25 protein-coding genes are annotated in these 21,468 nt (G+C 69.2%); 13 read left to right on the top strand and 12 right to left on the bottom strand.

Annotated elements, in window-relative coordinates; translation table 11 throughout:
* Positions 1-6 precede the first annotated feature (6 nt).
* On the top strand, positions 7-402 hold the full coding sequence (locus tag B7K20_RS12180) for a ribonuclease E inhibitor RraB (protein WP_144018677.1): 396 nt from the start codon (positions 7-9) through the stop codon (positions 400-402).
* 68 nt (positions 403-470) lie between these two features.
* On the opposite strand, the gene B7K20_RS12175 is transcribed toward B7K20_RS12180, so the two are convergent.
* The 3 genes from B7K20_RS12175 to B7K20_RS12165 form a co-directional block, all read right to left on the bottom strand.
* Positions 471-842 (bottom strand): SH3 domain-containing protein, encoded by a 372-nt coding sequence (locus B7K20_RS12175; RefSeq protein WP_234985828.1) that lies wholly within the window; start codon positions 840-842, stop codon positions 471-473.
* A 125-nt stretch (positions 843-967) separates the two neighbouring features.
* Positions 968-1,201, bottom strand: a complete 234-nt coding sequence (locus B7K20_RS12170; RefSeq protein ID WP_084102796.1) for a TM2 domain-containing protein — start codon at positions 1,199-1,201, stop codon at positions 968-970.
* A gap of 37 nt (positions 1,202-1,238) precedes the next feature.
* Positions 1,239-2,621 (bottom strand): MFS transporter, encoded by a 1,383-nt coding sequence (locus B7K20_RS12165; protein ID WP_084102795.1) that lies wholly within the window; start codon positions 2,619-2,621, stop codon positions 1,239-1,241.
* Between the two features lie 136 nt (positions 2,622-2,757).
* On the opposite strand from B7K20_RS12165, the gene B7K20_RS13370 reads away from it, so the two are divergent.
* A complete protein-coding gene (locus B7K20_RS13370) occupies positions 2,758-2,886 on the top strand; it encodes a hypothetical protein (RefSeq protein WP_255372770.1) in 129 nt (42 codons plus the stop codon).
* Between the two features lie 10 nt (positions 2,887-2,896).
* Here B7K20_RS13370 and B7K20_RS12160 read toward each other — a convergent pair whose 3' ends face one another.
* Positions 2,897-3,487 carry a short chain dehydrogenase gene (locus B7K20_RS12160; protein ID WP_084102794.1) on the bottom strand — a complete coding sequence of 197 codons (591 nt, stop codon included), beginning with the start codon at positions 3,485-3,487 and terminating at the stop codon, positions 2,897-2,899.
* Between the two features lie 13 nt (positions 3,488-3,500).
* The gene (locus B7K20_RS12155; protein WP_084102793.1) at positions 3,501-4,118 is read right to left on the bottom strand and encodes a hypothetical protein; all 618 of its coding nucleotides are present in this window, start codon (positions 4,116-4,118) and stop codon (positions 3,501-3,503) included.
* A gap of 81 nt (positions 4,119-4,199) precedes the next feature.
* On the opposite strand from B7K20_RS12155, the gene B7K20_RS12150 reads away from it, so the two are divergent.
* The 7 genes from B7K20_RS12150 (at position 4,200) to B7K20_RS12120 (ending at position 9,941) form a co-directional block, all read left to right on the top strand.
* Positions 4,200-5,447 carry a DUF2254 domain-containing protein gene (locus tag B7K20_RS12150; RefSeq protein ID WP_144018676.1) on the top strand — a complete coding sequence of 416 codons (1,248 nt, stop codon included), beginning with the start codon at positions 4,200-4,202 and terminating at the stop codon, positions 5,445-5,447.
* A gap of 18 nt (positions 5,448-5,465) precedes the next feature.
* Positions 5,466-6,452 (top strand): zinc-binding dehydrogenase, encoded by a 987-nt coding sequence (locus B7K20_RS12145; RefSeq protein ID WP_159449412.1) that lies wholly within the window; start codon positions 5,466-5,468, stop codon positions 6,450-6,452.
* A 68-nt stretch (positions 6,453-6,520) separates the two neighbouring features.
* Complete coding sequence (locus tag B7K20_RS12140) at positions 6,521-7,510, top strand: 5'-nucleotidase (RefSeq protein ID WP_084102791.1); 990 nt, start codon at positions 6,521-6,523, stop codon at positions 7,508-7,510.
* 43 nt (positions 7,511-7,553) lie between these two features.
* Complete coding sequence (locus B7K20_RS12135) at positions 7,554-7,913, top strand: hypothetical protein (protein WP_084102790.1); 360 nt, start codon at positions 7,554-7,556, stop codon at positions 7,911-7,913.
* Positions 7,914-7,982: 69 nt separating this feature from the next.
* Entirely contained in the window at positions 7,983-8,237 is a 255-nt protein-coding gene (locus B7K20_RS12130) for a type II toxin-antitoxin system prevent-host-death family antitoxin (protein ID WP_371327888.1), read from the top strand.
* Positions 8,237-8,668, top strand: a complete 432-nt coding sequence (locus B7K20_RS12125; RefSeq protein ID WP_084102788.1) for a type II toxin-antitoxin system VapC family toxin — start codon at positions 8,237-8,239, stop codon at positions 8,666-8,668. The genes B7K20_RS12130 and B7K20_RS12125 overlap by 1 nt, the downstream gene beginning before the upstream one ends.
* Positions 8,669-8,747: 79 nt before the next feature.
* Positions 8,748-9,941: a mechanosensitive ion channel family protein gene (locus B7K20_RS12120; RefSeq protein ID WP_084102787.1), complete on the top strand. Its 1,194-nt coding sequence runs from the start codon at positions 8,748-8,750 to the stop codon at positions 9,939-9,941.
* Here B7K20_RS12120 and B7K20_RS12115 read toward each other — a convergent pair.
* Positions 9,938-10,417: a MarR family winged helix-turn-helix transcriptional regulator gene (locus tag B7K20_RS12115; protein ID WP_159449411.1), complete on the bottom strand. Its 480-nt coding sequence runs from the start codon at positions 10,415-10,417 to the stop codon at positions 9,938-9,940. The genes B7K20_RS12120 and B7K20_RS12115 overlap by 4 nt on opposite strands.
* A gap of 69 nt (positions 10,418-10,486) precedes the next feature.
* Between B7K20_RS12115 and B7K20_RS12110 the strand changes: the two genes are divergently transcribed.
* Complete coding sequence (locus B7K20_RS12110) at positions 10,487-11,773, top strand: multidrug effflux MFS transporter (protein ID WP_144018675.1); 1,287 nt, start codon at positions 10,487-10,489, stop codon at positions 11,771-11,773.
* Between the two features lie 141 nt (positions 11,774-11,914).
* On the opposite strand, the gene B7K20_RS12105 is transcribed toward B7K20_RS12110, so the two are convergent.
* The 3 genes from B7K20_RS12105 to B7K20_RS12095 all read right to left on the bottom strand — a co-directional run bounded on the left by B7K20_RS12105 (position 11,915) and on the right by B7K20_RS12095 (position 15,053).
* On the bottom strand, positions 11,915-12,892 hold the full coding sequence (locus B7K20_RS12105) for a zinc-binding dehydrogenase (RefSeq protein ID WP_084102784.1): 978 nt from the start codon (positions 12,890-12,892) through the stop codon (positions 11,915-11,917).
* 161 nt (positions 12,893-13,053) lie between these two features.
* The gene (locus B7K20_RS12100; protein WP_084102783.1) at positions 13,054-13,950 is read right to left on the bottom strand and encodes an SDR family oxidoreductase; all 897 of its coding nucleotides are present in this window, start codon (positions 13,948-13,950) and stop codon (positions 13,054-13,056) included.
* A gap of 44 nt (positions 13,951-13,994) precedes the next feature.
* Complete coding sequence (locus B7K20_RS12095; protein WP_084102782.1) at positions 13,995-15,053, bottom strand: class I SAM-dependent methyltransferase; 1,059 nt, start codon at positions 15,051-15,053, stop codon at positions 13,995-13,997.
* 116 nt (positions 15,054-15,169) lie between these two features.
* On the opposite strand from B7K20_RS12095, the gene B7K20_RS12090 reads away from it, so the two are divergent.
* A complete protein-coding gene (locus B7K20_RS12090) occupies positions 15,170-17,161 on the top strand; it encodes an ATP-dependent helicase (protein WP_084102781.1) in 1,992 nt (663 codons plus the stop codon).
* Between the two features lie 134 nt (positions 17,162-17,295).
* On the opposite strand, the gene B7K20_RS12085 is transcribed toward B7K20_RS12090, so the two are convergent.
* Positions 17,296-17,967 (bottom strand): DUF3800 domain-containing protein, encoded by a 672-nt coding sequence (locus B7K20_RS12085; protein ID WP_084102780.1) that lies wholly within the window; start codon positions 17,965-17,967, stop codon positions 17,296-17,298.
* A gap of 77 nt (positions 17,968-18,044) precedes the next feature.
* Here B7K20_RS12085 and B7K20_RS12080 point away from each other — a divergent pair, with 77 nt between their 5' ends.
* Positions 18,045-20,189 carry a beta-galactosidase gene (locus B7K20_RS12080; protein WP_084102779.1) on the top strand — a complete coding sequence of 715 codons (2,145 nt, stop codon included), beginning with the start codon at positions 18,045-18,047 and terminating at the stop codon, positions 20,187-20,189.
* A 25-nt stretch (positions 20,190-20,214) separates the two neighbouring features.
* Positions 20,215-20,646, top strand: coding sequence for a hypothetical protein (locus tag B7K20_RS13115; protein WP_084102778.1), 432 nt, complete (start codon positions 20,215-20,217; stop codon positions 20,644-20,646).
* Between the two features lie 53 nt (positions 20,647-20,699).
* Here B7K20_RS13115 and B7K20_RS12070 read toward each other — a convergent pair whose 3' ends face one another.
* Together B7K20_RS12070 and B7K20_RS12065 are read right to left on the bottom strand one after the other, a co-directional pair.
* The gene (locus B7K20_RS12070) at positions 20,700-20,942 is read right to left on the bottom strand and encodes a hypothetical protein (RefSeq protein ID WP_084102777.1); all 243 of its coding nucleotides are present in this window, start codon (positions 20,940-20,942) and stop codon (positions 20,700-20,702) included.
* Positions 20,939-21,409, bottom strand: coding sequence for a nucleotidyltransferase domain-containing protein (locus B7K20_RS12065; RefSeq protein ID WP_084102776.1), 471 nt, complete (start codon positions 21,407-21,409; stop codon positions 20,939-20,941). Before B7K20_RS12065 ends, B7K20_RS12070 begins: the two co-directional genes overlap by 4 nt.
* Between the last annotated feature and the right edge of the window lie 59 nt (positions 21,410-21,468).

Below are 21,468 nucleotides of genomic sequence, written 5' to 3'. Positions count from 1 at the left end.
GTGGCCATGGGACTCTTCTCGCGCCGCCCCAAGAGGGTGGAGCCGTACGACCTGTTCGCCGACGATCAGGAGCAGTTGGAGATCTTTCTGGGGCGCGGGGCCGATGCCACAGCCGCCCGCGAGCTCGAGGTTTCCTTGACGTTCTCTCGCCAGGCGAGCGCCGAGGCCGCGTCCGAGGAGCTGCGGGCCAGCGGGGTGTGGCGTGAGCTGTGCGAACCCAGCCACGACGTCCCCGAATGGACCATCGTGGCGACGTTCCGTGGAGCGTTGGTGCCGGGGCTGCTGCGCGAGGCCATCGACCGGGGCCACCAGGTGGCCGAGGCGCACGGCGGCGAGTTCGAGGCGTGGACCGCGATGTACACCGCCGAGGAGAAGGCCGCGTGGGGAGTGGAGCCGCTCTAGGCGCGCCGCGGGTTCCCGCGCTGCGCCCTGGTGGACGCGCATGGCGCCCTGATGCACCTGGGTGCGTCCTAGCGGACTTGCAGCGCCCGGTGCGGCACCCAGCCCTCGCGGCCGGCGTCGTCGCGGCACCACGCCCAGCCTGACTCGGGGTCGTCGGCGAGCAGCGCGAGCACGTCGCCGGCGCTCGCGGGAAGCTCCTGCGTGTCATACGCGGTGGTCACGGTCGCGATGGGGCGGTCGACCGAAAGGTGTCGCGAGGGCACCCAGCCCTCGCCGGTGAGGCTCATGACCATCACGAAGGCGGGCCACTCGGTGTCCTGCTCGCCCACGGTGACGCGGTCGCCGGGCGTGATGCGAAAGGGCGCCCGATCAGGGATCTCGTGGTCGGCGACCACGCGCACGGGGCGTGCCACCTCAGTGCGCGCGGGCTCAGCGCTCACAGGTGCAGCGGTTGTCCTCGCTGACGCCGGCGAGCGCCTGCTCAATGTGCAGTCCGCAGCCGGTCCAGGTGGTCTTGCCGCAGTCGGAGCAGGCGATGGGGGAGCACATACGGGATACCTCTCGGTTAGCGGATGCCGACGGCCCGCTGCGCGTTCACCGCGCGGGTCTGGGCGGGAAGCGTGAACAGGTCGACGATCCAGCCAATGCCAAAGACACCAGCGGTCAAGAGGTAGAGGATGCCGCGGCCGATCTTGCCGAGGTAGAAGTGCTGGATGCCCAGCAAGCCGAAGAAGAACCACAGCACATACGCGAGCAGCGTGGACTTCTGGGAGTAGACGTAGACCGGTCCATGACTCATGGCTCCAGACTATGCCCACGGGCGCCCCTGCGGTCGTTCAGTCCTCGTCGGGGGCAACGGGATTGCGAATGCCGAGCCACGAGACGATCCCGCCCAGTGCCATGAGGATCGCAGTCGCCCACATCGCCCGGTGGAAGCCGTCGAGGTCCAACGCGCCGCCCACGATGGCGCCGACCAGAGCAATCGTCACGAGGCCCGCCACACGGCTGATGGCGTTGTTCGTGGCGCTCGCGATGCCGGAGCGCTCGGTCTCGATCGCGCCGAGGATCGCGGACGTCAGGGGCGACACCGTGACCGTGAGGCCCAGGCCAAACAGCACAATCCCTGGCAGCACCTGCGTCCAGTAGGAGAAGTCGTCGCTCACGGTGAGCATCAGGAGCGAGCCCGCGGCCATCATGAGTGGACCGGCGGTCATGAACAGGCGCGGTCCCAGGCGTCCCGCGAGCGAACCCACCTGAGAGCTGAGCAGGATCATGATCACCGTGATGGGGAGGCTCGCGAGCCCCGCCGCGGTCGCGCTCAGCCCGGCGCTCTCCTGCAGATAGACGGTAAGGACAAATCCGTTGAGAGACAGCGCCCCGTAGACCATGAAGGTCGCGAGGTTCCCCCACGCGAAGTTGCGGGCGCGGAACAAACTCAGCGGGAGCATGGGCCGCTTGACGACCGCCTGGCGCCACACGAAGGCGACGAAGGCCGCGACGCCGACCGCCCCGGTGAGCCAGATCTGCGGGTGGTCCCAGCCGAGCGTGGGTTCCTCGATGAGGGCGTAGACCATGCCGCCCAGGCCGATCGCGCCGAGGGCGGCGGAGATCATGTCGATGTGCGCGTCCGGGAGGCGCAGGTCGCGCTGGCTCAGGCGGGTGAGGAGCCACAGGGTGAGAGCGATCGGCGCCACGTTGATGAGGAACACCCAGCGCCAGTTCGCGAGGTCGATCAGCAGGCCGCCGATGACCGGGCCTGCGACCATCGCGCCGCTCGTCGCGGCCGTCCAGATGCCGATCGCCTTGCCCTGCGCGCGGCCGCGGAAGTTGGCCATGATCAGCGCGAGGGAACTGGGCACCAGGAGCGCGCCGGCGACGCCCTGGAGGAGGCGGGCGACGATGAGGAACGGCGCGGTGGGGGCCAGGGCGATGGCGACCGAGGTGACACCGAAACCGATGAGTCCCCAACGGATCACGCGAAGGCGGCCGTAGGTATCCGAGATCGATCCGGCGACGAGCATGAGTGCGCCGAGGGTGATCAGGTACGCGTCCACCGTCCACTGCTGGGTGGTGATGCCACCGCCAAGGTCGTCCACGATGGCGGGCAGCGCGACGTTCACCACCGTGCCGTCGAGGAAACTGACGAAGCTCGCGAGGATGGCGATCCACAGAACCGTGCGCTGCTCGGGTGTGGTCGCCGCCGGGGTAGTCGTGCTCACGCGGCCAGATTACGTCCGCGTGTCCATTGCGGGGCGCCGGTGCCTGCGGTAACGTCGCCTGCGGGAATTGCATTCACTGCTGTATGCACTTGCGGCGTATGTCCGCCAAGGGGGGATTTTCGTGGAGCCGACCAGCATGTCCGGCTGGCAGGGGTTCGTCGCGCGCTGGCGCGCCTGGAGGCGCGAGCGAGCGCTCGCGTGGAGCCGCGAGGTGGCGCCGTCGCCCGCACGCCGCGAGCGTCGCGTGCCGCTCAGGTGGAGCTGAGCCGGCCCCCTCAGTCGACCAGGTGCGTGCGCCCCGTCTGGATGCCTTCGACCGCGCGGCGGTAGGCCTGGCCCACGGCCGCATCGCTCACGGGCGGGAAGCCCGCGAAGGCCTGGTGGTGCTGGGGCGAGGACTTGAGCACCGAGGGGCTCACGGCGTTGAGCCGCACACCCCGTGGCATCTCGGGCGCTGCCGCCATCACCCAGGTCTCGAGGGCGCCGTTCGCCATGGATGCGGCCGCGCCGGTGCGGATGGGCTCGCGCGCGAGCACGCCGCTCGTCACCGTGAAGGAGCCGCCGTCGGACACGAACGGCAGGCCGATACGCACGACGTCGATCTGGCTCAGCACCTTGCCCGCGATCCCGCTCGCATAGTCGTCAGCAACGAGGTCTGTGAGCGGCTTGAAGGGCACCTTGCCGGCGGTGGTGACGACGGCGTCGACGGTGCCGACCGACTCGAACAGCGCCTGGATCGAGGCGGGATCCGTGATGTCGACGGCCGGAGAGGTGCTGCGGCTGGCGACCACCACGTCGTGGTGGGGAGCAAGCGCGGCATGCGCCGCGGAGCCGACATGTCCGGAGCCGATGAGCAGGATCTTCATGCGCCCCACCCTGTCACAGCCGCGAGATCCACTCCGCCCAGTAGGCCTTCCACGCCTCGGCCGCCTGGGCCGTGGGGAGCTTCTCATGCGTCACGGTGAGCTTCGCCCCCGACTTCGACGGGTCCGCGGTGAAGGTGACGTGGCCGAGAGGGGTGAGTGTGGCATCGGCCGCCAAAAAGCGCGGCGTCTTGACGCCGGGCTTGGAGGAGCGGGCCAACGTCAGTCCAAGGGTCGAGGCCGCGAGCCGCGCCTCATCCTCGAAGACCTCCCGCGCACTCGGAACGTCAACGGAGAGCGTCCGCGTGCGCGACACCGTGAATGTGCCGTCCTTCATCTGGCCTGGTAAACGCAGGCCCGTGATGCGTTCGTAGCCCACGGTGACGGCCTGTGCCCACCACCAGCTGACGATGTCGGTCTCGGCTTTGACCCAGTCGGCGATCGCGGTGTGATCCTTGCCCGCGGCGGGGCCTGCGTCGATGATCGCGACCCACGCGTCCCAGCCACGGCCCGTGGCCTCGACCAGCGAAGTGTCGGCGATCTCGGGGTCGCTGATCCAGCCGTCGTGCGTGCTGGTCGGTGCGGCGACGGGATTGACGGTGGCGTCGATCGCCGCGGCCAAGAGATCGGTCATGGCTCCATCATGGCGCGCGTGCGTCGCGCCCGCACCAGGCACAATGGCATGAGGCACCGTCGCAGACCCGGGAGGCACCTCATGCATTGGCGCACGTTCTTGGCCCGCCTTACGCGCCAGATTTGGTTCCGCGCCACGGTATTTACGGTCGCCGCGATCATCCTGGTGCTCGCCGCCGCCGCGCTGGGCCCATCGCTGCCCGCCGACCTCAAGTTGGGCGAGGACGCCGTCCAGAACATCCTCCAGATCCTCGCGACGTCCATGCTCGCGGTCACGACGTTCTCGCTGACCGCGATGATCACGGCATTCGGCTCCGTGGCGTCGCAGACCACCCCGCGAGCCACGCAGCTGCTGATCGCGGACACCACGTCGCAAAACGCGCTGTCGACGTTCCTGGGCACCTTCGTGTTCGCCATTGTCGGGATCGTCGCGTTGTCGACTGACCGCTTCACGGACCAGGCGCGCTCCATCCTGTTCCTCGGCACGCTCGCCGTGATCGCCTTGGTAGCGATCACGTTGCTGCGGTGGATCGCTCACCTCACCACGTTCGGCCGGGTGCCGGACATCATCGACAGGGTCGAACAGGCGGCGGCCGATGCTGCACGCACCTTCGCCGCAAACCCCCACCTGGGTGGGGTGGCGCCCGCCGAGATTCCGCGCGCGGCGCACGCCGTGGTGGCACGCCGGGCGGGGGTCGTCACGGGCCTGGCCATGAAGGACCTCGAGGAGTTCGCTGTCGAGCGCGACGCGACCGTGCACGTCGTCACGGTGCCTGGGGCGGAGGTGGGCAGGGGAGAGCCGCTGGCCTACGTGGTCCGCGGCCGCGCTCTGGACGACGCCGATCAGGAGGCGGCGTGCCGCGCCTTCATCGTCGAGTCACACCGGACGTTTGAGCAGGACCCGCGCCTGGGGCTCATCGCGCTTGCGGAGATCGCGAGCCGAGCCCTGTCCCCGGCGGTCAACGACCCCGGAACGGCGATCGAGGTGCTCAACGCCATCGACCGCGTGGTCAGCGAGATGCTGGCCGCGGACGGGCAGCCGGACACCGACGAGCCCGAGTACCTCCACGTGCACGTCCCCGCGCCCGCGCTCGCAGACCTGCTCGAGGATGCCTTCCGTCCCATCGCCCGCGATGGAGCGGCGCAGATCGAGGTGGGCCTCAGGATCCAGCGGGTGATCGGCCACCTCATGCGCGGCGCGGATGCCCCGACGCGAGAGCTGCTTACCCACGCCTCCGTACGGGCCGAAACCCGCGCATCGGCCGCCTTGACGGACCCCGAGGACCTCCGCCTGCTGGCCGCCGCGGCGCAGGCCGCACGCCAGGACTGAGCCGCAATAATGGCTGGCATGCACGCACTTGTGATCGACGCTCCCGGCTCACCCATGGCCGCTCACCCCGACACGCTCCCGGAGCCGGCGCCGCAGGCGGGTGAGGTGCGGGTCCGCATCCGTGCGTGCGGCCTCAACCCCGTCGACATCCAGACCATGCGCGGCGGGAACCCGAACTGGTCCTACCCGCACGTGTTGGGCCTCGACGGCGCCGGCGTGGTCGATGCCGTGGGCGAGGGCGTCACGGGCGTGGCTGTGGGAGACCGCGTGGCCTTCCACGGCGACCTGCGCAGGCCGGGTGCGCTCGCCGAGTTCGCCGTGGTCGACGCCCGCGCGCTCGCGCACATCCCCGACGGCGTGAACTTCGAAGCCGCCGCCGCGCTTCCGTGCGCCGGCATGACCGCTTACCAGGCCATTCACCGACGCCTGCATGTCGCGGCCGGGGACACGGTGCTCATCAGCGCCGGTGCCGGCGGCGTGGGTAGCTTCGCCGTCCAGCTCGCGAAGGCGGCCGGCGCGCGGGTGCTGGCGGTGGCATCGGCGGAGAACCACGCGTACCTGACGGCGCTCGGTGCCGACGCGTGCATCGACTACCGGCAGCAGGATGTCGTGTCTGCCGCGCGCGACCTCACCGGCGGTGACGGGGTCGACGGCGTGGTGGATGCCGTGAGTGCAGCCAGCGCCTCGGCGCTCGTGGCCGCGGTGCGTCACGGCGGCGGGGTGGTCTCGATCGCGGGGCGGGCCTCGGCCGATGCCGTGGCGCCCTTCACCGCCGCACCCTCCCTTCACGAGGTGGCGCTGGGAGCGGCCCACGCCCATGGCGACGACCGGGCCGTGCGGGACCTTGCCGTCATGTTGGAGGACCTGCTCGGGCGCGTCGCCGCGGGCACGTTCGACCCGTGTGTGGCCGAGGTCGTTGCCGGGGATGAGGTCCCCGCGGCGTGGGCGCGCATGGCTGAAGGACACACCCGCGGCAAGGTGGTGGCGACCCTTCCCGGTGTCTGACCAGGCCCGACACGCGGCCGTCATCTGGGTGGGGTAACGTCGTCTTCCCGCACCATCCGAGGAGTCACATGCCCGCGTACGACCTATCCGATCGACTCGTGGTCGGGGTGGCGTCCTCGGCGCTGTTCGACCTCACCGAATCGGACGCGTACTTCCGGGCGCACGGCGAGGCGGCCTACGCGCGCTATCAGGACGACAACGTCGACTCGCCGCTTGAGCCGGGCCCCGCGTTCCCCTTCATCCAGCGCCTGCTGTCGCTCAATGACCTGCGTCCCGAGGACCCCCTGGTGGAGGTCATCATCTTGTCGCGCAACGACTCGTCGACGGGGCTGAGGGTCATGCGCTCCGTCGAACACCACGGGCTCACGGTGACGCGCGCGTTTTTCACGCAGGGCGGCGCGCCGCTGGACTACATCCCGGCCCTCGACATGAGCCTGTTCCTCACGCAGAACCGCGACGACGTCCTCACGGCGGTGCGCGCGGGCTACCCCGCCGGTCACGTGCGCCCGACCACCGCGGCTTACGATGAGTCAGACCGCTCACTACGTATTGCCTTCGACTTTGATGCGGTGCTCGCGACCGACGAGTCCGAGCGCATCTTTCAGGCCGAAGGCATCGACGGCTTTGTGGCCAACGAGGTTGCCAAGCGCGACGTGGCGCACACCCCGGGCCTCCTCAAGCCCCTGGTCGAGGACCTCAACCGCATCCAGCGGCTGGAGCAGGAGCGCCAGGCGTCCGAGCCCGAGTACGAGCCGCGCCTGCGCATCGCGCTGGTCACCGCTCGGGCCGCCCCCGCCCACGAGCGCGCGGTCCAGTCGCTGCGCAGCTGGGGCGTCACGGTCAACGACGCGTTCTTCCTGGGAGGCATCGAAAAGGCGCGAGTGCTTGAGGTGATGCGCCCGCACTTGTTCTTCGACGACCAGGACGGCCACCTCACCGGCGCAGTGGATCACGTGGCCGGTGTGCACGTTCCCTATGGCGTGGCGAATGAGGCGCTGACACTGACCGGCGAGCTCGAGCTCGCGCGGGCGACCGATGCCGTGGTCACCGAGCCCTGACGCTTTCCCCTCGCGCGGCGGCGCCTGTCGCTAGGTTGATCCCATGGAGACCACGGGGGTGCGTCGGCGGTGGGGCGTCGGTGTCGGGATCGCGCTGACGAGCGTGATTGTCGGGGCGCTGGTCGCATGGCTCGGGACGTCCATGATTGAACGTGCGTGGATCGTGAGCTACACCAGCGAGGGCAACGAGCTGACGGTGACCTACGCCCCGGCAGGCTCATGCGACACGGTGCTGCGCACTCACGCCAGCGAGACCGACGCCGCCGTCGAGATCGACATCATTGCCGTCGGGCCGCCTCCGTTCGTGCCGACCAACGCCAGCCAGGACGAGTGCGTGGTCACCTTCGAGCTGGATGAACCGCTGGGCGACCGCGAGGTGACGGGGCGCGGCCTGACGTCATAGGTCGGACCCGCGAGGCGAGCCCTGGCTCTCCCCGCGAACTTCCCCTGCCCTGTAGGTACGTACCTACATGTGGAGAGGTCTGCCGTGAAGAGTGTAAGTGCGCGTGACTTCAACCGCGATGTGTCGGCGGTCAAGCGGTCAGCCGAGGAGGGGCCCGTCGTCATCACGGATCGTGGCACTCCCGCTTTTGTGCTGATGGGTTATCGCGACTGCGTGGCTCGCTCCGCTGGCGGGATGGGCTTCGCGGAACTTCTCACCGCGGACGACGATCTGGACCTCGAGCTTCCAGCGCGCAGCGTCGAGGTCCGCGCGAGTGATCTCTGATGTATCTCGTCGACACCAACGTCATTTCGGAACTGCGTAAGCGGGACGGCATTCGGGAGGAGGCCGTGGCGGCAGGGGTCAACGCTCGGCCGCGGAGCGAGATGTACACGTCGGTCATGTGCCTGGGCGAGATTGGGCTCGGTGTGATGCGCCGCGAGCGACGGGATCCGGCGGCGGGCCGGGTCCTCCGTGAGTGGCTCGAGCGCGCGGTCATCCCGGCGTTCGACGGCAGGGTGTTGCCTATCGACTCCGACATTCAACGGCGCGCGGCGACCCTCATGGTTCCCGATGCGCGACCATGGCCGGTCGCCATGATCGCCGCGACTGCGCTCACGCACGGACTTGCCGTCGTGATGCGCAACACCCAGGACTTTGCGGGCTCGGGCGTTCGGGTGAGTGATCCGTGGGTGGCAAGCGGGCAAGCCGGGTAACCGTCAACTGGCGGGGAACACTTTCACCCTTCGGCAGCGTTCGCAAGACCAATCAACGGTGCGATCTCTGGGGAGACCTATGTTCGAGGACTGGCTGAATCACGGTATTGCGGCAGGCATAGCGGTGGGCTTCGCGATCCTCATCGCCCTCGCGGTGGAGATCGCCGTGCGGCTCGTGGCGCGCCGCAAATCGTGGGCCGGCGATCTGATGACGAAGGCCCGCAACCCGTTCTGGCTGCTGATGGTGCTGCTGGGTGCGTGGGCGGGCGTGCACGCCGCGGTCCCCGAGTCCGATTGGCTCCCCGCCATCTCGCGTGTCCTGTCCATCGCCGCGATCGGCGCACTGGCGTGGCTCCTCATCGCCTTCGTGCAGGTCGGTACCGACCAGGCGCTCGCGCGCAACCCCATCGACATGCGAGACAACCGCCTGGCCCGCAAGCTGCATACCCAGACGCTCATCATGCGCCGCCTCGCGATCGCGCTGATCGTGGTGGTCGGCGTGGGGGCGGCGCTGCTCACCTTCGATTCGGTGCGGGCGATCGGGGCGTCGGTCCTGGCATCCGCGGGTATCGCGTCGATCGTCGCCGGCCTCGCGGCCCAGTCCGTGCTGGCCAACATGTTCGCTGGCATCCAGCTGGTCTTTAGCGACGCCCTGCGTGTGGACGACGTCATTGTCGCCGAGGGGGAGTGGGGCAAGGTCGGCGAGATCACGCTGAGCTACGTGGTGCTCGACCTCTGGGACGACCGCCGCCTGGTGCTGCCGTGCACGTACTTCACGACCACGCCGTACCAAAACTGGACCCGGCATGGGTCGGAACTCTTGGGGTCCGTCGAGCTCGACCTCGACTGGCGGGTCTCGCCCCAGAAGATGCGCGAGCACCTCGACAAGATCCTCGAGGAAACCCCGCTCTACGACGGCCGTGCGTCGGTGCTGCAGGTCACCGAGGCCACGGGCGGCTACGTGCGGGTGCGCATCCTCGCTACGGCGGCCGATGCCCCCACGCTGTTCGATCTACGCTGCTACGTCCGCGAGGCCATGGTGCTGTGGATCCAGTCCGTGCTACCTGATGCGGCCCCCACCCAGCGTGTGCTCCTCACCGAGCAGGCTCCCGCGACTGGACGGCGCCGCAAGGCGGAGACGGCAGGGGAGGGCGGCCTGTTCTCGGGCTCCGCGGAGGCCGAGGAGCGCGCGAGCCAGTTCACGCACGCCATCCCGCGCGTGTCGGATGACGACGAGGACGAGGGCGCCGCGCGTGAGGCGGAGCGCCTCTAACTTCCGTCCTCGGTCCGGTCGCGTCCCAGGGCGCCGTGCGACCCGACGTGACGGTTGAGGGCGTCGTCGAGGCTCACCAGGAGCTCGGCGAGCCGCGCCGCATCGGCGTCGGACTCGACGAGTGGCTCGAGGAGCTCGGCCCACTCGTGGCGCACCCGCGCGGTGCTCTCCTCGCCGGCGTCCGTCGCATACAGCCGGACGGCGCGGCGGTCGGCGGGGTCGGAGTCCTTGCGCACCATGCCCTTGCCCGTCAGCGACCTGATCGCGGTCGAGGCGTTCGAGGGCTGCAGGCCCAGCTCCGCGGCCAGGTCGGAGAGGCGGATGCCCGGGTAGCGGTGGATGTGGCGCAGCACGATCCGGTCCAGGTGCACCAGCGGAATGATCGCCGGGTCCTTGAAGGGCTCGCCCTGGATCTTGCGGGCGACGGAGATGGCCGCCGTGGCGATGTCGGCGAGGTGGTCGGCGCGGGTCGGCAACGTTGCGGTCCTTTCGCGGGGTTTCGCATATTGTAATATATGTATGAATCCATAAGTAAAAGGAGTCTGATGACTGTCCCCGCCTCGGCTGGAGCTCGCGTGCGCGCGCCGCGCATCACCACCGCCTTGATCGTCACGGCCGGCCTCCTGGCCGCCGCCGCCCCGTTCGCGACCGACCTGTACCTGCCGGCCTTCCCGAGCATGGCCGAGCAGCTCGACGCCTCGACGGCGCAAGTGCAGCTCTCGCTCACCGCATTCCTCATCGGCGCGGGCGTGGGGCAGCTGGTCTTCGGGCCGCTGTCCGACCGCTGGGGCCGGCGCGGCCCTCTGGTCGCCGGTGTGGTGATCTTCGTGCTGTCCTCGGCGGCCGCCGCGCTCGCGCCCACCGTGGGTCTGCTCATCGCCGCCCGTGTGGTGCAGGGCCTCAGCGGCGCGGCCGGGATGGTCATCGGCCGCACGGTCATCGCCGACCTCGCCCATGGCAAGGAGGCCGCCACGGCCTTCTCCGCGCTCATGATCGTGGGCGGCGCCGCGCCGGTGGTCGCGCCCGTGGCCGGCAGCCTCTTGGCCGAGTCGCTCGGCTGGCGCGGGTTGCTCTGGATCGTGGCCGGACTGGGAGTGGTCTCGCTGATCGCGGTGCTCATCGCGGTGCCCGAGACGCACCCGCGAGCCGCTCGTGCCGCCTCGCAGGCGTCTTCCATGCGGGCAGGCATGCGCGAGCTCGCCTCGCGCCAGTACGTGGGCGCCACGGTCGCGTTCGCCTTCGCGTTTGCCACGATGATGGCCTACATCTCCGCGTCGCCCTTCCTGTACCAGGGCCTCATGGGCCTCGGCACGGTGGCGTACGGCGTGCTGTTCGGGATCAACGCCCTGGTGCTGATGATCGTCAGCGCCGCGGCGATGAAGCTCGCGGGACGCCTGGGTGTGCGTCGCGTGGCTCGCTGGGGCCTCACGGGCAACCTGGTCGGGATCCTCGCCCTGGTCGCGCTCGTGGTTGCCGGCGCTCCCGCGCTGTGGCTGATCGCCCCGATCCTCGTGGCCGTCGGCTCGCTGGGCTTCGTCTTCGGCACGGTGACCGCGATGGCGATGGACGCCGTGCCCGACGCCGGTGGTGCCGCCTCTGCCGTGCTCGGCTTCCTCCAGTTCGCTCTCGCAGGCCTGGTGGCGCCGTTGGTGGGGCTTGGTGGCGAGGGCACCGCCGTCCCGCTGGCCATCACCATGCTGGTCGCAAGCGTGGTCGCGACGGCGGCCTTTGGCCTCACTCGTGAGACCGCCGGTCCGTCTGGTGACGTAGGCCACGCCGCTGACGAAACCACCGGCGACGACCTGCTCGAACCCGTCTCCGTCAACGCATAAGACCCGCGCGGCCTGCCCCCACCATCGTGCTGGGGCAGGCCTGCGCGGGCCTGGGTGCGGCGGTGCGTCACGCCCGCCGTCTCCCATGGGACACCCACCGTCGCTCTCGCGAGTTCTGTGCGCCCCATGGGACAGCTACCGTCACGGGCGCAAGAGCACCTTGCCCGCCCGGCCGGGGGTGAAATGGGCGCGGGTCGCATCGGCGATCTCCGCGAGCCCAAACGTCGCCTCGACCGGCAGCGAGATGGTGCCGTCCGAGATGCGCGCGAACAGCTCCTGCATCAGGCGCGCACGGTCGTCCGCCGCCATGGTCGCCGACACCTTCGAGCCCCAGAAGCCGCGCACGGTCGCCTGCTTGAAGATGATCTGGCCCGACTTCAGCGACAGCTCCGGCGACGCCATCGCTCCGAACACCACGAGCTCGCCGTTCTCGGCCAGCAGGTCCAGCATGTCGCCGGCGGCCTGACCGCCCACCTGCTCCACGCCCACCTTCAGGTCCGCGCCGCCGGTGATCTCCGCCACCCGCTGCTGCCATCCCTCGGAGTCGGTCGCGACGATGCCCGTCACGCCCAGCGCCTCGAGTTCCGACACGCCCTCGGCGCGGCGCACCAGGCCCACCACATTGATGCCGCGCTTGGGCGCGAGCTGCGCCACCAGGCGACCGACCGCTCCGTTCGCGGCGTTGATGATCATCCAGTCGCCCTCGGCGAGGTTCAAGGAGTCGAGAAGCGAGATCGCCGAGAACGGCATGGACACCAGCTGCGCCGCGACCTCGTCGGGGATCGAGTCCGGAACGGGGATGAGCGTCGCGGCCTCGGCCACGAACTCCTCGGCCCACACCCCGAACGTGCCGGCCGACGCCACGCGCTGTCCCACCTGCAGGTGCGCGACATCGGAGCCGACGGCCTCGACCACACCCACCGCCTCAGTGCCGGCGCGCGCGGGCATCTCGGGCTTGAAGCCGTAGTTGCCGGTGACGGTCCACAGGTCGTGATTGTGAATGGGGGACAGCAGCAGGCGGACGCGTGCCTGGCCGGGGCCGGGCTCGGGGGTCTCGACCTCCTCGGTCGCGAGGACCGTGGTCGGGTCGCCGAACTGGTGCTGAATGAGGGCGTGCATAGGTACTGCCTTTCGTCACAGGGGAACCACATCTCAACAGTGGGGAGGTCCCGCGCATTCCGCAGCGGTGGCTGTCCCATACGGCGCACAGATTCCGTCAGGGCGACGGTGGGCGTCCCATGTGGGCGCAGACGCCTGCGGGCGGCCTGTGCCGTGGCCGGCTACTCGACCAGCTCACCTTCCGTTGTGACCAGTCCGCGCTCGCGCAGTTGCTTGAGGTAGCGAGCCTGTCCGCGCTCGCCGCGCCCGCGAAACAGCGGCATGATTCGCGGCAGCAGGTTGGGGTACAGAAGCGCGGCGCGCACCAGCCACGATTCACCGCGTTTGGGGTAGGCCTCGAGCCGCGGCTTATCCAGCAGGCCCACCATGCATGTGGCCACGTGCGACGGTGATTGCGGCGGGTCCTGGAACTGGAACGCGTTGCCGCCGTCGAGCGCCTCCTGACGCAGCATGCGCGTGTCCGTCGCGGACGGCAGCACCGACGACACCCGGATGCCCTTGGGGGCGAGGTCGAGCGCGATCGACAGCATCGCCCCTCGTAGACCGTACTTCGATGCCGTGTAGATGGGCGTCTCGCCCAAGGGGAAGATGGCCCCGAGCGACACGACCGTGATCACGCGAGCGTCGGTGGACTGCCGCAGCAGCGGGATCGCCAACCGCGTGAACATCAGCGGGGCGTTGAGGTTCACGCGCAGCTCGTAGTCGATCGAGTCCACGTCGCGCTCGTCGAACCGCTCGGCGCTCGTCATGCCCATGCAATTCACCAGTACGTCGATGCGGCCGTACTCCGCGGAGATCGCCTCCATGATCCCCTCGACGTTGCCGCGTGAGGTGAGGTCGCCGGTGAGCACCGCGTGTCCGGAGCCGGGAAGAGAAGCCGCCACGGCATCGGCCGCATCCGGACGTAAATCCACCAAGACCACGCGCGCGCCGCGCGCGGCGACCAACCGAGCAAACGCTGAGCCGATGCCCCCGCCACCCCCCGTGATGACGACCACCCGGCCGCGGCCGGACCAGGCGCGCTTGCGCGCGCGGGATACAGATGGCGTCGTTGCCATGTGAACTCCTCGGTGAGGGGGACTGCTCCGATGCTAGTGGTGCCTCACAGGTGGAGTCGGTAGAAACGGAAGAACGAGAAGTCCTCGATGGGAAGAACTGACGTGTCGGAGAAGCCCGCGTCCTTGGCGTAGTGGGCGAGGGTCGACGGTCGCATCACCGTGCCGGTGCCGGCCGAGGGCTGCGACGACATGCCATCCGGCAGGCACACGAAGAGGCTGAAGCCGTACATGAGGCGCTCGACGTCGTCGCCGACGGTGACGGAGTCGCCCACGCCCTCGTCCATGACGACGCACACGCCGTCGGGCTTGACCGCCGCCTTGATCGCTTGCAGGACCTCGACGGGCCGGGGCATGTCGTGAAGCGCCTCGAAGATGAAGACGCCGTCGAGCTCGGCGGCGTCGCCGGTGAGGAACGAGACGCGGTGGCCGACGTCGGCCTCCGCGGCGTTGGTGCGCGCTGCCTCGATTGAGGGCTGGTCGATGTCGATGCCGACGATGTTCGCCTGCGGGTAGGCGTCGGCGAGCGCGATCGACGACCAGCCCGCCCCGCACGCGACGTCGGCGATGCGCGCGCCGGGACGCGACAGCACGTCGTGGACCTCGGCGACGCCCGCGATGGCCTCGGCGAGCATCTGCTCGAACCAGGGGCGGTTCATATCGGCCTGCGACCAGCGAGCGTCGTCCCCGATCTGATCCCAGCTCACGCCGCGTCCGGTGCGGTAGGCGTCGAGGAGGGCCGGCATCTGGGTCGCGGCACCCACGAGCATGCGCGCGAGCGGCGAGATGTAGGCGAGGGAGCGCTCGTCCGTAAGGGCCTCGGCGGCGCCGGGCGGGAGCGAGAACGTCATCGGGTCGCCCTCGGACGCCTCGAGGTAGCCAGACGTCGTCTGTTGCTCGAGCCACTCGCGCGCGTAGCGGGGGTGGGTGTCGGTGCGCTCGGCGAGCTGCTCTGCGGTGAGAGGTCCCGCATCGACGAGCGCGCGGTACCAGCCCAGGCGGTCACCCAGGTGGATCGCGAGGATGTCGATCGCGCCGAGCGCGGCGGAGAACACGTGCTCCGTCCAGTCGTCGGCGGTGGACTGAGGTGTGGGTGCAAGGGTCATGGGGACCGTCTCCTTGGTGCGGCACACCTGCCGCTACAGACAGGATCCTCCGATGCGGTGAACGCGCCACCGGAGTGGGGCTGGCGGTGTCACACGTGCCGCCTACAGTGGTGCGCATGGCTGACACGGACGGACTGAACGCTGCCCAGGCGGCGGCCGTCGAGACCGGGGCGAGCCACAACCTGATCCTCGCCGGTGCCGGCACGGGCAAGACCACCACCATCGTCGCCCGCATCCGGCACCTGATCCGGAACGGGACGCCGCCCGAGCGTATCCTCGCCCTGACGTTTACGCGCCGCGCTGCCGCGGAGATTCGCTCGCGCGTGCAGGTGGACTCGTCGCAGCGCGCCGGCTCCGTGGCCGCCATGACCTTCCACGCGTGGGCCATGAGGGAGGTGCGCACCAGCCCCGACGTGTTCGGATACGACGGCTGGAGCGTGCTGGACCAGGACGACACCACGCAGGTGATGCGCGGCGTGCTGGGCCGCGGCACACGCGTCGAGGGGCTGAAGGCCACGCAGATCCTCGACGTGCTGTCCTTCGCCCTCAACACCCGGCGCACGCTCGCCGAGGCGATCCGGATGGAGTTCCCCGACGACGCCATCGACGCCAAGGCCGTCGGCGCAGCCGTGCGCGCGTTCGAGGAGCGCAAGAAGGAGCGTCGCTACCTCACCTACGACGACATCCTGCGCGTCTTCGCCGCGAGGTTGAGGGACGATGCCGTCGCGGCCTGGGTGGGCGGCCACTACGACGAGGTCCTCATCGACGAGATGCAGGACACCAATCCGCTGCAGTGGCAGATCATCGATCCCTTGGTGCCGCACACCCGGTTCTATTGCGTGGGCGACGACGCGCAGTCGATCTACGGCTTCCGCGGCGCGGACTTCGAGTCGATTCACAGCTTTGGCGATCGCGTACCCGGCGCACGGGTGCTGCGGCTCGAGGACAACTACCGCTCCACGCAGGAGATTCTGGACCTTGCGAACTGGCTGCTCGCCGAGTCGCCGCTCGACTATCAGAAGCGCCTGCGTGCCGTGCGGGGCAGGGGAGCGAAGCCCGAGCTGCATTCGTTTGAGACGCCTGCCGATGAAGCCGGCTGGATCGTCTCCGAAATGATCCGTGCCTGCGCCGACGAGCTGCCGTGGTCCACGCATCTCATCCTGGTGCGCTCCAACTATTCGGGCCGCGCGATCGAGGCGCGGCTGGTCGAGAACGACATCCCCTACGTGTTCTTCGGCGGCGTGAAGCTGCTGGAGTCGGCACACGTGCGCGACGTGCTCTCCGCGCTGCGGGTGGTCGCGAACCCCGACGACGAGGTGGCGTGGCTGAGGCTCTTGACCCTCATCCCGCGCGTGGGCGACGTGACGGCCGCCCGGGCCTTCGACGCGTTCCTCACCGCGCGCGATGGTGGGGCGAGCACCAGGGAGGCGCGGGCATCGGCCCTCAAAGGTATGCCCAGTTGGCTGCGAGACGGTCTCGACGCGATCGAGGAGGCCGCGCAGCGCGTGGGCGACGCCGTGGGCCGCGCGGCGGCGATGCTGCAGCCGATCCTCGCGCACAAGTACCGCAACGAAAACTGGGACGCCCGCGCGCGGGACTTGGCGCACGTGGAGAGGCTCGCGGCCACGCGCAGGAGCATCCTGGAGTTCATCGAGGAGTACATCCTGTCGCCCGTGTTCGCCTCCGAGCTGACGCCGGAGCAGGGCGAGAGTGACCACGTGATCGTGTCGACGGTGCACTCGGCGAAGGGCCTAGAGCGCGACTGGGCGTTCGTCGCAGGGGCCTCGGCGGGGACCTACCCGTCGCCGCGCTCGCTGGGCGACGAGGCCGAGGTGGAGGAGGAGCGCCGCGTGCTCTACGTGGCGCTCACGCGGGCGCGCGACCGCCTCGCGATCACGCGCTCGGTGGTGCACACGCCCATGCGCGCCTGGGTGGGAGGCATGGGCGGGCTCACCGCGGAGGACGCGTACTTCCTCGCGACGGTGCCGGAGCGGCTTGCCGAGGAGATCGTGCACGTGCAGGGCCGCGCTGAACGCCCGTCGCTGCCGAGCGGGATGAGTGCGCCCGGCGAGATCGATCTGGGCGTGGATCTGGGGGATCTCGAGTAGGGCCGATGCTGTGGTGGCCTTGTGAATTCACGACCGACCCTCGACGATGTCGGGCCTCGGGGTTACGCTGGTTCCAGACCGGTGACAAGGGGCCCAGGGGGCCTCTTCCCGCGAAAGCGGGATAGCCGGTCGCTTTACGTTCCGAGTGGTGCGGCAGTGCCCCAGGGCAGGAACCGAGACTCAAGCGTGGGGCGGACGTAGGCATCCAGCCACGTCGAGTCGGCGCGTTCAAGGTCACGCTGGACGGCCCACAGCCCGTAATCGGCCGCCTGAATCCCCCACGAACTGGGTGCGTCCCAGATGCACGGGACGACTGTCGCAAGTGGCAGGTCGATTTGTGTACACACGTCGCGAATCGCCGCCCTCACTGCGTCGCGTTTGCCTGCGGTTTGGAGCGATCCAAGAATGATGTAGACAGTTCCCTCTGCAGGGGCGACCGCCGGGACTAGCCACTTGAGATGGAGATACAGGGCGAGTTTGTAGAGATAGGTCTTCGAACTGCGCCGCAAGTGTGCCTGCGTTTGAGATTTGGCAAGGAACGTGGTGTCGAACCGAGGTGCGTGCTCGGCGAGAAGCGAGAACACCTCATGTCGAGTCCGGCGAGAGTCCTGCTGGGCATGGAAACCGCGTGGCATGTCCACGCCGCGAGCCTCAAGCGAGCAGCGGAGCTCAAAGCCGTCGGCCATTTGATCGCCATGGCGCCCGCGGAAGGTTGCGGTACCGACGCCGAAGTAGCGGGCTGCGTCGGGGTTGCCTGAGAAATCCAGGTCGCCATACTCATCGGCGTAGATGTAGACATCGCTCACGCCGAGAACGTAACTCGTAGCACCGACATCCTTGCCGGAGGTGCCACCCTTCCCGACCACCTGGCAGAATTCGAGCCATGACACAGTCGTCTCGTCTCCACCTCGGCGCCGCCTACTACTACGAGTACCCGCACCTGGGCGAGACCCCTGATCAGGACACCCTCGCGCGCGACATGCGCCAGATGCGCGACGCCGGCCTCACCCTCATCCGCGTGGGCGAGTCCGTGTGGTCCACCTGGGAGCCGCGCGACGGCGAGTTCGACCTCGACTGGCTCGAGCCCGTCCTCGACGCCGCCCACGCGCACGGCATCGCCGTCATCCTCGGCACGCCCACCTACGCGATCCCCATTTGGCTCGCGCAGAAGCATCCCGAGATCGTCGGCACCGACGCCGACGGCAAAGACATCGGCTGGGGCGCCCGCCAGGAGATGGACTTCACCCACCCCGCCTTCCGCGAGCACGCGGAGCGTGTGATCCGAGAGGTAGTGAGCCGGTACGCGGGCCACCCGAGCATCGTCGGCTACCAGGTCGACAATGAGCCCGGCCTGCGCATCCTCTACAACGACGCGATCTTCGCGCAGTTCAAGGAATGGCTTCGGGCCCGTTACGGCGACGTCGACACCCTCAACACCGAATGGGGCCTCGTCTACTGGTCCCACCGCCTGACCGGCTGGGACGAACTATGGCGGCCCGAGACGAACTTCCAGCCGCAGTACCACCTCGCGTGGCGCCGCTTCCAGGCGAGCCTGGTCGACGACTACATCGCCTGGCAGGCAGACCTGGTCCGCGAGATTGTGAGCGAAAACCCAGCCACGGCATCGGCCGCCCCCTTCGTCACCACCTGCATCTCCTACGAGCAGGCCGCCGTCCAGGACGCCTCGCTCTCGAAGGCCCTCGACGTCGCCAGCTGCAACGTCTACTACTTGAGCCAGGAGGGCCTGGCCTACCCCAGCGACGCCGAGCTCAGCACTGATTGGGTCGCCAATGGCACGTGGGGCCTCTACGAGCTCGCGGACCTCGCGTATAGCTCCAAGCAGGCCGGATTCTGGGTGACGGAGACGAACGCGGGCGGCATCGGCCAGTCGGCGTACAACATTCCGCCCTACGACGGGCAGCTGCGCCAGGTCGCGTGGGCGCTCGTCTCGCGCGGCGCGCAGGCCATCGAGTACTGGCACTGGCACACGCTGCACTATGGCGCCGAGACCTACTGGATCGGCCTCATCCCGCACGATGGCGAGCCCGGCCGCATCCACTCCGAGGTCGCCCAGATCGGCGCGGACTTCGAGGCCGTCGGCGACCTCTTCGCCGGCGCGACGCCCGATGCCGACGTCGCCTTCCTGTACTCGTCCGACGCCAAATGGGCGCTATCGGCGTACACCCTGGGCCAGCCGCAGGGAGAGGACCGCATGGGCACCAACCCGGACGCCTACCGCCAGCTCGCGCTGCCGTTCTACCGCGCAGCCTTCGACGCCGGGCTGCAGGTCAACCTGGTGCGCCCCGATCAGCTGGTGGGGGAGCAGGCGCTCTTTGGCGACGCGGCCGCCTTTGCGGCGGCGCGTCCCGTCCTCGTCGTGGCGGCTGACTTCACGGCGGCCGATGCCACACTCCAGTTTTTCGCCGACTACGCCCAGGCGGGTGGTCACCTTGTCTTGGGTCCGCGCTCGGCGTACGGAGACGAGGAGGCTCGGGCCCGTACAGATGTGAAGCCCGCACGCCTCGCGACGCTCGCGGGCGTGAGTTACCAGGAGTTCCAGTCGCTGGCCTCGCCGGTGGGGCTGGTGGCCGACGGCGGGCCGCTGTCTGGCGTCGAGGGCGCCGCGACCCAATGGGCCGAGTACCTGCGCCCCGAGGGTGCCGAGGTGCTCGCGCGCTACGACCACCCGCACCTCGCCGGCTATGCCGCCATCACGACCATGCCCGTCGGAGAGGGGCGCATCACGGTCGCCGGCACGGTGGCGGACCAGGTGACGGCCGCGGCGCTGATGGGGTGGGCGGCGCCCGCGCCGGTGGCAGGTGTTTGGGACGGGTTGCCCGAGAGCGTGCGCGCGACCTCGTCGACGCTGGCCGACGGCCGTCGCGCCTGGTTCCTGAACCACTGGGGCTGGGGTGAGGCGACCGTGACGGTGCCGTTCGCGGTGTCCGATGCCGTCACGGGCAAGGAGATTGCCGCAGGCTCCGCGCTTGAGCTGACCGATTGGGACGTTCGGGTGGTGTTGGGCTGACGCGGAACGTGCGACTCTTAGCCCTATGACCGATACCCCCTTGATCACGCTCGATGAGGCGATGGAGCAGTTCAACATCGCCCACGAGAACCGTCCGATGGTGAGGGATATCGCTTCGCGGATCGACCTCCTCGGCTTCGACGTCAAGTCGAGCTACATCAAGGGCATCCGGGCGGACGGCCTGCACGCCCTGCAGATCTGCAAGGGCTACACGGAGTACTTCGCGACCGAGGCGGAGGCCGGCGAGGCGTCGGGCCGCCCCGAGCGCGTGTGGGGCGTGACCCTCGACTCCGGCACGCAGGTGTGGGGCGTGAGCCACCCGACCGTGGGTCGTGGCGGCGGACGCGCGGGATCGCGCACCCCCGTGCGCAAGCACGAGGAACCGCGCGACTACGGCGTCTGCGAGACGTGCTGGCAGGCAAAGACGCCGTCGGGCTCGTGCGGATGTGACGACTGAGTTCCTAGCGGAGCACACGTCCAATCCGCTTGGCGCGCAAGTGTGAGCGCGGCCTACGGTTTCGCGAGGTGATCTGCGATGCGGTTGCGCATGCCCCACATGTCGTGCCAACTATCGCCGAACATCGCCATGCGTCGTTCCTCGGGCAGCTGACGCAGGCACTCGATGCTGGCGGAGATGCGCAGAGAGATCGCGTCGATCGTGACCTCGTCCAGTGCTGGGCGCGCACCGTATTCGATCGCCTTGTCGAGGTGGATCAGGGCGCCGCTCAGACGCTCCTCGATGCTCCGCGTCACAGAGGCACCGCCTCATTCAGTACACGCTCGCGGATGTCTTCGCGTAGCGAGTCCTCGGTAACCAGGTCGACTCTGGTTCCGATGAGATCCGATAGGGCTCGCTCCACGGCGGACAACCGCATGAGGCTGAGTGTCGTGGTGGGCGTGAAGAGGATGTCAACGTCAGACTCCGCGTGGTCGTCTCCGCGCGCGGTTGAGCCGAAGATGCGCACATCGCGGCCTCCGACTTCGGCCAGTTGGGCCTTGATCCTGGCGGCGTTTGCGCGCACCGTTCGAGACCGCGCAGAGGTGCCGTGGAGGCGCAGGAGGCGGTTGACCTCCGGTTGGCTCCGGCCGATGCGCCGGGCAATCTCCGCCTGAGTCATGCCCGCACGTGATGCCGCTCGGATGGCGGCGACGAGTTCACGCCGGGCGTCCGCGACCGTGGCGTCGACGCGACGCGCGACCTGCTCCAGAGAATCGCCCATGCGTTGAATATAGCAAGTGCTATTTTTGGCCCGATAGTTGTCCACTGGGACGCACGCAG

This window comes from Demequina sp. NBRC 110051 (assembly GCF_002090055.1).
GTDB lineage: Bacteria > Actinomycetota > Actinomycetes > Actinomycetales > Demequinaceae > Demequina.
This window is presented reverse-complemented; position numbering and strand designations above follow the sequence as displayed.